The following is a 13,168-nucleotide window of genomic DNA, read 5'->3' as shown; positions in this document are numbered from 1 at the left end:
CCGAGGGGGCCGCGCCGATGAATCTGTATTTCCGCCTGCTGTGGGTCTGGTGGCGCGCCCGCTTCAAGCCGCCCATCCTGATCGGCGACACGATCGAGATGACGCTGCGGGTCTGGCCCAACGATCTGGACTTGAACGGCCATATGAACAACGGGCGCTACATGACCATCATCGACCTGGCCCTGGTCGAATACCTGAGCCGCGCCGGCTTCCTGAAACTGGCGTGGCGACACGGCTGGCGCCCGATGCTGGGCGGTTCGCTGATTTCCTTCCGCCGCGGCTTGAAACCGTTCCGGCGCTACACGCTGCGCTTTTCGATGCCTTGCTGGGACGCGCGCTGGAGTTATATGCGTTTCGAGTTCTTGCAGGGGGGGCAGGTCATGGCGCAGGGCCACGCGAAGGGCGCGATAGTCGGCAGTGGAGGCATCGTCAGCAGCGAGCAGACCTATGCGGCGCTGGGCCAGAAGGCCGGTTCTCCGCCGTTTCCCGCCTCGGTGCTGGCGTGGATCGAAGCGGACCGGCTAGTGCGTGTTTGAGCTAGATCAAGGTCGCGTCCGAATTTTGTCTGGTTGATACCACGTCTGGCTGTCATTTCCATTGAGAACTTGCTAACAATCGTGCGAATCGATAAGATTGACGGTAAATAAATAGAACACTCGTTCTTTTATTTGACGGATTTTACTTGGCATTCATTTGCCAATACTCCGCTCCACTACAATTAAAACATGAGGCAGACGATGGAAAAAATCTGGTTGAAATCGTATCCGCAGGGCGTTCCGGCAGAAATCGATCCCGCGCAGTACCGCTCGCTGGTGCACTTGCTGGAAGAATCGTTCGAAAAGTTCGCGTCGCGCAACGCCTACGTGTGCATGGATACCTTCCTCACCTACGCCCAGTTGGACGACTATTCGAAGAAGCTGGCGGCCTGGTTGCAGAGCCGGGGCATGCAAAAGGGCGCGCGCGTCGCCGTGATGATGCCCAATGTGCTGCAATATCCGATCGCCGTCGCCGCCATCCTGCGCGCCGGTTTTGCCGTCGTCAATGTCAATCCGCTGTACACGCCGCGCGAACTGGAACACCAGTTGCGCGACTCGGGCGCCGAAGCCATCATCATCCTGGAAAATTTCGCCACCACGCTGGAGCAGGTGCTGGGCAAGACCGGGATCAAGCATGTGATCGTCGCCAACATGGGCGAAATGCTGGGCGCGCTCAAAGGCGCGGTCGTCAACTTCGTGGTGCGCAACGTGAAGAAGATGGTGCCGGCGTTCGCGCTGCCGAACACGGTCGGTTTTAAGCAGGCGCTGTCGCAGGGGGCGCGCATGCCGCTGGCCAAGGTCGAGCTGAACCACGCCGACGTCGCCTTCCTGCAATACACCGGCGGCACCACCGGCGTCTCGAAAGGCGCCACGCTGACGCACCGCAACGTGATCGCCAACGTGCTGCAAAACGACGTGTGGATCCAGCCGGCGCTGGACAAGGCGCCACGGGTCGAGGCGATAACCATCGTCTGCGCGCTGCCGCTGTACCATATCTTCGCGCTGACCGCGTGCAGCCTGATGGGCACGCGCTGGGGCGGCATGAACATCCTGATCCCGAATCCGCGCGACATCCCGGGCTTCGTCAAGGAACTGCGCAAATACAAGTTCAACATGTTGCCCGCCGTGAATACCTTGTACAACGGCCTGCTCAACAACGCCGACTTCGCTAGCCTCGATTTTTCCGCGCTGAAGATTTCGCTGGGCGGCGGCATGGCGGTGCAGCAGGCGGTCAACGAACGCTGGCTGAAAGTGACCGGCTGCCCCATCCTGGAAGCCTACGGCCTGTCTGAAACCTCGCCCGGCGCGACCAGCAACCCGGCCAACGCCACCGCCTTCTCCGGGACCATCGGCTTGCCGATTCCGTCGACCGAAATCGCCATTTTGGACGACGACGGCCTGCCGGTGCCGCAGGGACAGCCCGGCGAAATCGCGATTCGCGGGCCGCAGGTGATGGCCGGCTACTGGAACAATCCGGAGGAAACGGCGAAGGTGATGACGGCCGACGGCTACTTCAAATCGGGCGACGTCGGCATCATGGACGAACGCGGCTATACCCGCATCGTCGACCGCAAGAAGGACATGATCCTGGTGTCCGGCTTCAACGTCTACCCGAACGAAATCGAAGGCGTCATCGCCGGCCATCCCGACGTGCTCGAATGCGCCTGCATCGGCGTGCCCGACCAGCATTCCGGCGAGGCGATCAAACTGTTCGTGGTGCGCAGGAATCCGGCGCTGACGGCCGAGCAGTTGATGGACTTTTGCAAAACGCAATTTACCGCCTACAAGAAACCGAAATTTATCGAATTCCGTGAGGAACTGCCGAAGACCAACGTCGGCAAAATTTTGCGGCGCGAATTGCGCGACGAGAAGAAAGCCGCGTAAAACGGCCGGCTTGCCGCGTGCGGCGGACCGCCTGGCAGCGGGCGGTTTTTTTGCGCGCCCGGCATGGGCGCAATCTCGCAGGTGCAAGACCGGCGTCACAAAACGGCTTAGCTATCCGGCAAAACAACTCGATAAAGGAGCCAGAAATGGTATTCGGCGAACAGTTCAACGGCGGCGCGGCGGCGCCGCCATCCAGGTCGTCCCGTATTGCCGTGGTCGGCGCCGGCCCGTCGGGGTTGACGGCGGCGGACAGTCTGCGCCGGCTGGGCTACGACAACGTGACGGTCTTTGAAAAGAGCGAGCGGGTCGGCGGCAAGGTCCATTCGCTGCGCCGGGGCGCGGCCGTGGCCGAGCTGGGCGCGGTGCTGGCCTCGACCGAATGCAAGCTGGTGCTGGGCTTGGCCGACCGCTACGGCATCCCGTACGCGCCGTACGCGGTGGGCCAGAACATCCTTGACGAACACGGCGGGCGCCATGCCGGCGCCGCCTTCCTGGCCAGCCGCTACAGCGCCGACGAGATCGCCTCGGCGGTGCGCCACTACGCGGCCGCGCTGGAGCGCTTTGGCGCCGTCGGCCAGAATGGTTTCGCCTCGCTGCCGAGCGACCTGTACCTGCCGTTCGACCAATTTGCCGCGAAACACGGCTTCACCGCGGTCGCCGAGCAGGCGCGCAGCGCGCTGATAGGCTTCGGCTACGGCTACTACGACAGCACGCCGGCGCTGTATTTCATGAAATTGATTGGCTGGCTGCTCAAGCCGGGCGGTCCGAACGGTTTGGAGCCGGGCGCGTTTTATATGTTCCCGAACGGCTTTCAAGGGATATGGGACGCGCTGGCCGGGGACCTTGACGTGCAACTGGGCGCCGACGTGACCGCCGTTGCCCGCGATGCGCGGCGCGCCGGCGGCCCGCTGCAAGTGACCGTCAACGGCAGCCGGCAATACGAATTCGACGCGCTGATCGTTTCCGCGCCGCTCAATGTGGTGGGCCATTTCCTGCGCCTGGACGAGGAGGAGGAGGCGCTGTTTTCGCAAGTGCGCAGCCACCGCTATGTCGTCAACCTGTTCAGCGCGACCGGCCTGGCCACCGGCGAATTTCTTTTCTTCCACGGTAATGCGCACGCCGCGCGCGCCAACCACGTCAACGCCTGGTCCAACCGCGATCCCTCGGTGCCGGCCTACATCGGCTGGCAACTGGCCGACTGGGCGGCCACGCTCGACCAGCTCAACGCCACGCTGGCGCAGGACGTCGCGGCGCAGGGCGGCCAATTCGGCGCGTTGGCCCTGCGCCGGGAATGGGACTACTTTCCGCACGTCGGCAGCGCGGCCTTGCGCGACGGCTTCTACGAGCGGGTCGAGGCGCTGCAAGGCAAGGACCAGCTGTTTTATGTCGGCGCCACGCTCAGCTTTGAAACCGTCGAGCACAGCGCGCGCTACGCCGAGGAACTGGTGAACTCCCGTTTCCCGGCGGTGCACGCTCACGCCCGCCGCGCCTGAGCGCTCTCGCTCTTTTAGGCGCGCGCCGGCGCGCCGCCGGTGACGTTGCGCTTGTAGGCCCACAACAGCATCAGCAGGCCGCCGGCGATCATCGGCAGCGACAGCATCTGGCCGGAGCTGATCGTCATGCCGGCGAAGGTGACCTCGTAGTCGGGCACGCGGAAGTATTCGGTGAAGAAGCGCGCGCAACCGTACAGCAGCGTGAACATGCCGCCGACGGCCATGCGCGGGCGCGACTGGCGCGAAAACAGCCACAGGATGGCGAACACCAGCACGCCGTCGACCAGCGCCTGGTACAGCGGCGACGGGTGCACCGGCAGCGCCACGCCCGGCCATTGCATGGCCCACGGCAAACCGTCCGGCGCGGTGCGGCCCGGCAGCTCGGCGTTGATGAAGTTGCCGATGCGTCCGGCGGCGTAGCCCAGCGGCACCAGCGGCACGATGAAGTCGTAGACGTCGAACAGATTGCGCCCGGACTTGCGCGCCCACAACCACATCGACAGCATGACGCCGAGGAAGCCGCCGTGGAAGGACATGCCGCCGTGCCAGACCATGAGGATTTCCAGCGGGTTGGCCAGGAAGAAGGCGGGGCGGTAGAACAGCACTTCGCCCAGGCGCCCGCCGATCACCACCCCCAGCACGCCGTAGAACAGCATGTCGTCGAGGTCCTCCTTGGTCCAGTGTTGCGCGGCGATGTGCGCCTGCTTGATGCGCACGCGGCCCAGCGCGATGAACAGCGCGAAGGCGACCATGTACATCAGGCCGTACCAGTGCACTTGCAGCGGGCCGATGGCTATGGCGATGGGGTCGGGCATCGGGTGGATCAGCATTGTGTATTCTTTCTCAGTAATTCCAAAAAGCCCCGCAGCACCGGCGAGCGGTTGTCGCGGCGCCAGGCCAGGCCGGTTTCGACCAGCGGGGTCGGGTCCGCCAGAGGTCGGTATTCTACGCCGGGGCGCATCAGGTTCGACACGGATTGTGGCACAAGTGCGATGCCCATGCCGGCCGATACCAGGCCGACGATGGTTTGCATCTGGATCGCCTCCTGGCCGATCTCCGGCGTGATGCCGGCGGCGCGGAAGACGCCGACGATGGCGTCGTGCAGCGCCGGCGCGATGGCCCGCGGGAAAATGATCAGCGCCAGCGGCGGTAGCGCCGCCAGCGCCACCGGCCCGGGCGCCTTGAGCGCCTCCAGCCCCGCCGGCGCCGCCAGGATCAGGGGCTCCGACAGTACCGGCAGGTAGTCCAGCTCGACCCGGGCGCGTTCCGGCAGCGGCGGGATCAGCAGGCCGGCGTCGATGCGCCCAAGCAGCAATTCGTCGAGCTGGACGTCCGAGGTGGCCTCGCGCAGGCCGATCTGCACCTGCGGGTAGGCGGCGCGGTAGGCGCGCAGGAACGGCGGCAGCACGCTGTAGTCGGCCGACGAGACGAAGGCCAGCGACAGCCGGCCGGCCTCGCCGGCGGCGGCGCGGCGCACCAGCTCGGGCAGCCGCTGCGACTGTTCCAGCATGCGCCGCGCCTCCGGCAGCAGCGCCTGGCCGGCCGGCGACAGGCTGACCTCGCGCCGGCTGCGCACGAACAGCGCCGCGCCCAGCAGCTCTTCGAGCGCCTGGATGGTTTGCGACAGCGGCGGCTGGGTCATGTGCAGGCGCGTGGCGGCGCGGCCGAAGTGCAATTCCTCGGCGACGGTAACGAAATAGCGCAATTGGCGCAGCTCAAGGTTCATCGATATGCGTTTCTATTAATAATTCATCCTGTGATATGTTTTTCGACTCACAGTCATGCGAATGATATATTTGACAGGGCGGCGCCGGCAAGGCAATCTGGTACACCCACACGCACCGCGACAAGCCCGGCTGCCGGCCGCCGACTATGCAACTGCCCGTAGCGCCGGCGCCGCCGCCGGGTTCGTCAGGCAACAATACCTTTTTGGAAAGTCTATCATGCCAGTCTACCGCTCCCGCACCACCACCCACGGCCGCAACATGGCAGGCGCGCGCGCGCTGTGGCGCGCCACCGGCATGAAGGACGGCGATTTCGACAAACCGATCGTCGCCGTGGTCAACTCCTTCACCCAATTCGTGCCCGGCCACGTCCACCTGAAGGACCTGGGCCAGATGGTCGCGCGCGAGATCGAGGCGGCCGGCGGCGTCGCCAAGGAATTCAACACCATCGCCGTCGACGACGGTATCGCCATGGGCCACGGCGGCATGTTGTACTCGCTGCCCTCGCGCGACCTGATCGCCGATTCGGTCGAATACATGGTCAACGCCCACTGCGCCGACGCCATGGTGTGCATCTCCAACTGCGACAAGATCACGCCGGGCATGCTGATGGCGGCGCTGCGCATCAACATCCCGGTGGTGTTCATCTCCGGTGGGCCGATGGAGGCCGGCAAGATCATCAAGGTGGTCGACGGCGCCCGGAAAATCATCAAGCTCGACCTGATCGACGCGATGATCAAGGCCGGCGACAGCTCGGTGAGCGACGCCGACGTGGCCGAGATCGAACGCGCCGCCTGCCCGACCTGCGGCTCCTGCTCCGGCATGTTCACCGCCAACTCGATGAACTGCCTGACCGAGGCGCTGGGGCTGGCGCTGCCGGGCAACGGCACCATCGTCGCCACCCATTCCGACCGCAAGGAGCTGTTCCTGCGCGCCGGCCGCCTGATCGTCGACCTGGCCAAGCGCTACTACGAGCAGGACGACGCCTCGGTGCTGCCGCGCAACATCGCCACCAAGGCCGCGTTCGAGAACGCGATGGCGCTCGACGTCTCGATGGGCGGCTCGACCAACACCGTGCTGCACCTGCTGGCGGCGGCGCACGAAGCCGAGGTGGAGTTCTCGATGGCCGACATCGACCGCATTTCGCGCAAGGTGCCGTGCCTGTGCAAAGTGGCGCCGATGACCGACAAATACCATATCGAAGACGTCCACCGCGCCGGCGGCATCATGGGCATCCTGGGCGAACTGGCGCGCGCCGGCCTGCTCGACACCAGCCTGCCGACGATCCACAGCAAGACCATGGGCGAGGCCATCGCCAGCTTCGACGTCACCCAGACCGACGAGCCGGCCGTGCGCGAGCTGTTCCGCGCCGCCGCCGGCGGCGTGCCGACCCAGGTGGCGTTCTCGCAGTCGTCGCGCTTTGAAACCTTGGACCTGGACCGCGCCGGCGGCTGCATCCGCGACCTGGCGCACGCCTACTCGAAGGACGGCGGCCTGGCCGTCCTGTACGGCAACCTGGCGGAAAAGGGGTGCATCGTCAAGACCGCCGGCGTCGACGAAAGCATTCTGAAATTCAGCGGCAAGGCGCGGGTGTTTGAAAGCCAGGACGCCGCCGTCGAGGCGATTCTGGCCGATACCGTCAACGCCGGCGACGTCGTCATCATCCGCTACGAAGGCCCGAAAGGCGGCCCCGGCATGCAAGAGATGCTGTACCCGACCTCGTACATCAAGTCCAAGGGCCTGGGCAAGGCGTGCGCGCTGTTCACCGACGGGCGCTTCTCGGGCGGCTCGTCGGGGCTGGTGATCGGCCACGCCTCGCCGGAAGCGGCCGAGGGCGGCGCCATCGGCCTGGTGGAAGAGGGCGACATGATCGACATCGACATCCCGCAGCGCAGCATCAACCTGCGCATCGACGCCGCCGAACTGGCCGCGCGCCGCATCGCCATGGAGGCGAAGGGCGCCGACGCCTGGCTGCCGCTGGGCCGCGAGCGCTTCGTCTCGCAGGCGCTGCAAGCCTACGCCGCGCTGACCACCTCGGCCGACCGCGGCGCCGTGCGCGACCTGTCGCAACTGAAGCGTTGATTCGCATCACGCCGGCGTGATGCGCCGCGCCGGCGTGGCGGGTTACACTTGGCCCGCCACCCGGGCTGCAGCCGCTACTTGCGCTTGTCGAAGGATTGCTTGACGCGCTCCTTGCGGCGTTGCTCGTCGACGTTGTGGGCCTTGCGCTTGTCCAGTCCCAGCATCGATTCGATGAACTCGAACCAGATGAAGGCGAGCGCCATCAGGCCGACGATCCACCACCAGGACACGTCGGCGAAGCGCCAGACCTCGAAGTAACGCAACAGACACAGTGAAACAATTACTAGAATGATAGGCATCGACGGCTCCTGCGGTTACATCATCTTACAAAGAAAACCGGGCTTTGGGAGTAATATTACCGGCGCTGTCAACGAGGCCGCGCAACAGCACGTTTAGTTCACAATGCCGATACGGCCCGGATTTGAAAACACGGTAGAATGCCGTTAGTTAATTTGGAGAATACAATGAAACGTTCCATGATGGTTGGTGTGTTGATGGTATCCGCATTCGCTTCGCAGGCTGCGCTTGCCAACGCCGACTTGGCAAAAGCAAAAAACTGCATGGCTTGCCATGCGGTCGGCAGCAAACTGGTGGGCCCGGCCCTCAAAGATGTCGCGGCCAAGTACACGGGTCAAAAAGACGCCGAGAACAAACTGGTGCAAAAAGTTTTGAAGGGCGGCTCCGGCTCATGGGGCGCGATCCCCATGCCGGCGAATCCGCAAGTGAGTGAGGCCGAAGCCCACACGCTGGTGAAATGGGTGCTGGCGCAGAAATAATCTGTGCCGCGAGACGAAAAAAAGCGCGCTGGCCAAAGCCAGCGCGCTTTTTTTATACGCGGGTGCCGGCCGCGCGCCGCCGGCCAGCCCTCCGCTATTACTTCACCACTTCCATCTTGACCTTCTTGCCGCCCTTGAACGTGAACAAGGTCAGCGCGCCGTCCTTGATGTCGCCGTTGGCGTCGAAGGCGATCGGGCCGGTCACGCCGACATACTTCACCTTGGCCAGGAACGGCAGGTACTTGGCCGGATCGGCCGACTTCGCGTTCGCCATCGCGGTCGCCATCGTCATCACCGCGTCGTAGGTGTAGGGCGCGTAGATCTGCACGTCGATAGCGTATTTCTTCTTGTAGCGCGCGACGAAATCTTCCATCGATTTCTGGCTGCTGTCCATGATGCCGCCCGCTTCCGCGCACGTCACATTGCCTTCGCCCAGGCCGTCGCCGGCCAGGCGCGGCATCGATTCGGTACACAGGCCGTCGCCGCCCATGAACTTGGCCGTGATGCCCAGCGCCTTCATCTGGCGCAGCATCGGGCCGCCGACGGCGTCGATGCCGCCGAAGAAGAGCATGTCGGGCTTTTTGGCCTTGATCGAGGTCAGGATCGCGTTGAAGTCGGTCGCGTTGGCGCTGGTGAATTCCTTGGCGACGATTTGCACGCCCGGGAACTTGGCCTTGGCGCCCTTGACGAACTCCTCGGCGACGCCCTGGCCGTAGGCGGTGCGGTCGTCGACGATGGCGATGCGCTTCGCCTGCAGCTTGTCAACGGCGTAACGGCCCAGCGTGCCGCCCAGCTTGTTGTCGTTGGCCACCACGCGGAAGGCCGTGTTGAATTTTTGCTTGGTGTACTGCGGCGTCGTCGCCGACGGCGAAATTTGCGGAATGCCGGCGTCGAAGTAGATTTTCGATGCCGGCACCGTGGTGCCCGAATTCAAATGGCCGATCACGCCATTGACTTTGGCGTCGACCAGCTTCTGCGCGGCGGCCGTGCCCTGTTTCGGATCGGCGGCGTCGTCTTCGGTCAGCAGCACGAACTTGACGGCCTTGCCGTCGATCTTGAAGCCCTTGGCGTTCAATTCCTCGATCGCCATCCTGGCGCCGTTTTCGTTGTCTTTGCCCAGATGCGCGATGCCGCCGGAAATCGGACCGACATGGCCGATTTTGACGATTTCCTGCGCCGCGGCGCTACCGCAGAAGGCCAGGGCAATGGCGAGAGGAAGGAACTTAACTTTAAACAGCATAAACATCTCCAATTTGACAGAAAAACAGCGGCGTGGGCATTTGCGCGGCACTAATATTTGGCGCAGGTGCAGAAAGGTACAATAAAATATGGAAATTTCAAAGCGTCCGCGCAGGTTTTTTTGATGAAATTCGCCATTCCCGGGCGTGCAGGCGAAAAAAAAGCGCGCCGACAGCTCGACGCGCTTTTTCCTGCAAATGGGCCGGCAACCCGATTAAACCCAAAGGCGAGGAGCCGCCGGGGTCACGCCCTTGGTTGAAAAGTCTTACTTAACCACTTCCACCTTGGTCTTCTTACCGCCCTTGTAGGTGTACAAGGTCATAGAACCGTCCTTGATATCGCCGAAGGCGTCAAAGGCGATCGGGCCGGTCACGCCGGCGTACTTGACCTTGGCCAGGAACGGCAGGTACTTGGCCGGCTCGGCCGACTTCGCGTCCGCCATCGCGGTCGCCATCGTCATCACGGCGTCGTAGACGTTCGGCGCGTACAGCTGCACGTCGCTGTTGTATTTCTTCTTGTAGCGGGCGATGAAGTTGTCCATCACCTTTTGCTGATCGCCCATCACGCCGCCGGTTTCCGCGCAGGTGACGATGCCGTCGCCGGCGCCGTCGCCGGCCAGCTTCGCCAGCGACTCGGTGCAAATGCCATCGCCGCCCATGAAGCGCACGTTCATGCCCAGCGACTTGATCTGGCGCAGCATCGGGCCACCGACCGCGTCCATGCCGCCGAAGAATACCAGGTCGGGTTTCTTGCCCTTGATCGAGGTCAGGATCGCGTTGAAGTCGGTGGCGTTGGCGTTGGTGAATTCCTTGCCGACGATTTGCACGCCCGGGAACTTGGCCTTGGCGCCCTTGACGAACTCCTCGGCGACGCCCTGGCCGTAGGCGGTGCGGTCGTCGACGATGGCGATGCGCTTCGCCTGCAGCTTGTCAACGGCGTAACGGCCCAGCGTGCCGCCCAGCTTGTTGTCGTTGGCCACCACGCGGAAGGCCGTGTTGAATTTTTGCTTGGTGTACTGCGGCGTCGTCGCCGACGGCGAGATTTGCGGAATACCGGCGTCGAAGTAGATCTTCGATGCCGGCACCGTGGTGCCCGAATTCAAATGGCCGATGACGCCGTTGACTTTGGCGTCGACCAGCTTCTGCGCGGCGGCCGTGCCCTGTTTCGGATCGGAGGCGTCGTCCTCGGTCAGCAGCACGAACTTGACGACCTTGCCGTTGATCTTGAAGCCGCCCGCGTTCAATTCCTCGATCGCCATCTTGGCGCCGTTTTCGTTGTCCTTGCCCAGATGGGCGCTGGCGCCCGAGATTGGCGCAACGTGGCCGATTTTGACGACTTCTTGCGCGCCTGCGTTGCCGGCGAAGGCCATGGCGATGGCGAGGGGAAGGAACTTAGTCTTGAACAACATAAACATCTCCAATGGGATAGAAAACTGTGGCGTCTCGTGAACACCGTCGCAAAGATTGTATGAGGCCAGCACGGTACAACAAAACCCCGGTGTGCGCAAAGCGCGTTCGCGAATTTTCGCGGACATGGTTGATTGGCGGCAACAATTGCTTAGCGAGAACATTCTACAATTTCCAGCATGGCAACACGATTTGTTCCTTCATGCATCTTGCCGAGACGAAGGATGGCCGTCATGACATCGAAGTTTCCAGGCGGCGCGCCGCCGCGCCTGAGCGAAGCGAACCGTCCGATCCGCCTGCGCCTGGGGGCCAAAGGGGGCGCGCGCGACGACCTCTTGCTCGTCAAGCACGTCAGCGGCGTCGAAACCATCTGCGGCGGCATCGAATACCGGCTGCTGTGCGTGGCCGCCACGGCCGGCCTGCCGCTTAAGCGATTCATCGCCATGCCGGTCGAGGTGCAGTTCGTCACCGACACCGGCGGGCTGCGCTCGGTCTGCGGCATCGTCGACGAGGCCGTCGAGGGCGAGTCCGACGGCGGCCCGCCCGGCGAAGCGGTCCACTGCGACGAGCAGGGGCGGGTGCAGGTGCGCTTCCCGGGCTTGCGCCGGGAGGAGCGCGCCGGCTCGCCGGCGCCCGCCGAGGGCGTCACCCCGGACGACTCGGCCTGGCTGCGGCCGAACCCCTTCTGGGCCGGGGCGCGGTTCGGCGCGTTTTTTCCGCTGCGGGTTGGCACAATGTGCCGCGTTAGCTTCCTCGGCAACGATCCGGACAAGCCGATCATCCCCGGCGCCGTGCACGGCGGTACCACGCCGCCGCCCAGCTTCAGCCACGTCAGCCGCTTGCCGGGCGACCGCTACCTGTCGGGCATCGTCAGCCAGGAAATCGGCGGGGTCCGCTCGAATCAGGTCCGCCTCGACGACTCCCCGGGCCAAATCAGCATACAAGTCGGCAGCGACCACTGCGCCTCACAGCTCAACCTCCAGTTCACTCCCGATAAATCGTTCGAACATCCGGCGCGCAGCGTGCTGCAAGGGGCGCCGGTGGAGTTGGTGCCGCTTGCCGGCGGCGCGACCATGGCAGTCTACGAAGAGCGCATCGTCACGCTCAGCGCGCAACCGAAGTCCTACGACGATTTCACGTCGAACCATCCCGCGTGGCCGGGCACTGGCGGCGCGGACGGCCGGCATAGCTGGAAGGGCGCCGTGGCGCAGGCCGGCAAAGTGGTCGCGGCGGGGGCTTAAAGGCCAATGCCGAGAACGCGTGCACGCTGCAGCGACGGGCGGGAGAATGGACGGCTTGTGCCGCGCAAGGCCGTTCCACTTGTCAGGTAATATACAGTTTCACTTAACTATTATAGAAAAAGCAAAATGATCTCGCACCAATCCGCCGCTATCCGCATTGCCCTTCGGTTTCTCGCCGGCGCGTGTTTGACCTTGCCGATGCTCGGGCACGGCAAGAACGAGCAGGCCGCGCTGAGCGTGGTGGCGCAGCGCCATGGCGAGTGCCTGCGGCCGTCTTTCGGCGTAGGAGAGCTGGTGCCCATATCCAAGGATGTCTTCGGTGGCTATGGCATCGAGGTTCAGGGCGAGCGGTATTGGGCCACGGTGCCGCAACGTATGACGTACCAACTGCTATCCCAGGACGGCGCCGAGGTTGTGGCCCGGGTCAATCTGGATCGCCCGCCGGTCGCGGAGTTTGACGAGCAAGCACGCTGGCGCGTGCGCTGGTTGGAGGATATCGCCGAGCGCGCCGGTGTGGCGTTGAATCGCCAGTCCTTGCGCGACGGTGCGCAACTGTTGACGGTCAATAAGGACGAGTTGAAAGGGCAGTTCGCCGGGATGTCGATGCTGGTCGACCCGCGCCACAGGTCGTTCGTGCAGTGGGACTGGCATATATTGCCCCGCTATACCGGCGCGCAGGATGTGGTGGCGACGCAGAGCGACGTGTGGGGGAAGTTGATGCCTTGTTTGCTGAAGCCTTGATTGGCGCGCCGTTGAATTCGTTTAAACCAACGGCGTGACCCTGGCT

The 13,168-nt window shown here is 63.9% G+C and carries 12 protein-coding genes; 7 read left to right on the top strand and 5 right to left on the bottom strand.

Annotation, left to right across the window (positions count from 1 at the left end; genetic code table 11):
* Positions 1 to 17 precede the first annotated feature (17 nt).
* The 3 genes from JANGC3_RS0113635 to JANGC3_RS0113625 all read left to right on the top strand — a co-directional run bounded on the left by JANGC3_RS0113635 (position 18) and on the right by JANGC3_RS0113625 (position 3,913).
* Positions 18 to 536 (top strand): thioesterase family protein, encoded by a 519-nt coding sequence (locus JANGC3_RS0113635; protein WP_017877046.1) that lies wholly within the window; start codon positions 18 to 20, stop codon positions 534 to 536.
* Between the two features lie 201 nt (positions 537 to 737).
* Positions 738 to 2,420, top strand: coding sequence for a long-chain-fatty-acid--CoA ligase (locus tag JANGC3_RS0113630; RefSeq protein WP_017877045.1), 1,683 nt, complete (start codon positions 738 to 740; stop codon positions 2,418 to 2,420).
* Between the two features lie 146 nt (positions 2,421 to 2,566).
* Positions 2,567 to 3,913 carry a flavin monoamine oxidase family protein gene (locus JANGC3_RS0113625; RefSeq protein WP_017877044.1) on the top strand — a complete coding sequence of 449 codons (1,347 nt, stop codon included), beginning with the start codon at positions 2,567 to 2,569 and terminating at the stop codon, positions 3,911 to 3,913.
* A gap of 14 nt (positions 3,914 to 3,927) precedes the next feature.
* On the opposite strand, the gene lgt is transcribed toward JANGC3_RS0113625, so the two are convergent.
* On the bottom strand, positions 3,928 to 4,743 hold the full coding sequence (gene lgt / locus JANGC3_RS0113620; RefSeq protein WP_017877043.1) for a prolipoprotein diacylglyceryl transferase: 816 nt from the start codon (positions 4,741 to 4,743) through the stop codon (positions 3,928 to 3,930).
* On the bottom strand, positions 4,737 to 5,639 hold the full coding sequence (locus tag JANGC3_RS0113615) for a LysR family transcriptional regulator (RefSeq protein WP_017877042.1): 903 nt from the start codon (positions 5,637 to 5,639) through the stop codon (positions 4,737 to 4,739). Before JANGC3_RS0113615 ends, lgt begins: the two co-directional genes overlap by 7 nt.
* Before the next feature lie 217 nt (positions 5,640 to 5,856).
* Here JANGC3_RS0113615 and ilvD point away from each other — a divergent pair, with 217 nt between their 5' ends.
* Complete coding sequence (ilvD, locus tag JANGC3_RS0113610; protein WP_017877041.1) at positions 5,857 to 7,719, top strand: dihydroxy-acid dehydratase; 1,863 nt, start codon at positions 5,857 to 5,859, stop codon at positions 7,717 to 7,719.
* 74 nt (positions 7,720 to 7,793) lie between these two features.
* Here ilvD and JANGC3_RS0113605 read toward each other — a convergent pair whose 3' ends face one another.
* Entirely contained in the window at positions 7,794 to 8,018 is a 225-nt protein-coding gene (locus JANGC3_RS0113605; RefSeq protein WP_026132956.1) for a TIGR04438 family Trp-rich protein, read from the bottom strand.
* A gap of 165 nt (positions 8,019 to 8,183) precedes the next feature.
* On the opposite strand from JANGC3_RS0113605, the gene JANGC3_RS0113600 reads away from it, so the two are divergent.
* The gene (locus JANGC3_RS0113600) at positions 8,184 to 8,495 is read left to right on the top strand and encodes a c-type cytochrome (protein WP_026132955.1); all 312 of its coding nucleotides are present in this window, start codon (positions 8,184 to 8,186) and stop codon (positions 8,493 to 8,495) included.
* 97 nt (positions 8,496 to 8,592) lie between these two features.
* Here JANGC3_RS0113600 and JANGC3_RS0113595 read toward each other — a convergent pair whose 3' ends face one another.
* Positions 8,593 to 9,735: a branched-chain amino acid ABC transporter substrate-binding protein gene (locus JANGC3_RS0113595; RefSeq protein ID WP_026132954.1), complete on the bottom strand. Its 1,143-nt coding sequence runs from the start codon at positions 9,733 to 9,735 to the stop codon at positions 8,593 to 8,595.
* 264 nt (positions 9,736 to 9,999) lie between these two features.
* Positions 10,000 to 11,142 (bottom strand): branched-chain amino acid ABC transporter substrate-binding protein, encoded by a 1,143-nt coding sequence (locus tag JANGC3_RS0113585; RefSeq protein ID WP_026132953.1) that lies wholly within the window; start codon positions 11,140 to 11,142, stop codon positions 10,000 to 10,002.
* A gap of 231 nt (positions 11,143 to 11,373) precedes the next feature.
* Between JANGC3_RS0113585 and JANGC3_RS0113580 the strand changes: the two genes are divergently transcribed.
* Both JANGC3_RS0113580 and JANGC3_RS0113575 read left to right on the top strand, forming a co-directional pair.
* The gene (locus tag JANGC3_RS0113580; RefSeq protein WP_198292023.1) at positions 11,374 to 12,381 is read left to right on the top strand and encodes a phage baseplate assembly protein V; all 1,008 of its coding nucleotides are present in this window, start codon (positions 11,374 to 11,376) and stop codon (positions 12,379 to 12,381) included.
* A 126-nt stretch (positions 12,382 to 12,507) separates the two neighbouring features.
* Complete coding sequence (locus tag JANGC3_RS0113575) at positions 12,508 to 13,122, top strand: hypothetical protein (RefSeq protein ID WP_017877036.1); 615 nt, start codon at positions 12,508 to 12,510, stop codon at positions 13,120 to 13,122.
* The last annotated feature ends 46 nt before the right edge of the window (positions 13,123 to 13,168 follow it).

Origin of the sequence: Janthinobacterium sp. CG3 (assembly GCF_000344615.1) — a bacterium.
In the GTDB taxonomy this organism is placed as follows: domain Bacteria; phylum Pseudomonadota; class Gammaproteobacteria; order Burkholderiales; family Burkholderiaceae_D; genus Janthinobacterium.
The sequence above is the reverse complement of the archived record's forward strand: the minus strand, read 5'-3'. Positions and strand labels throughout refer to the sequence as shown.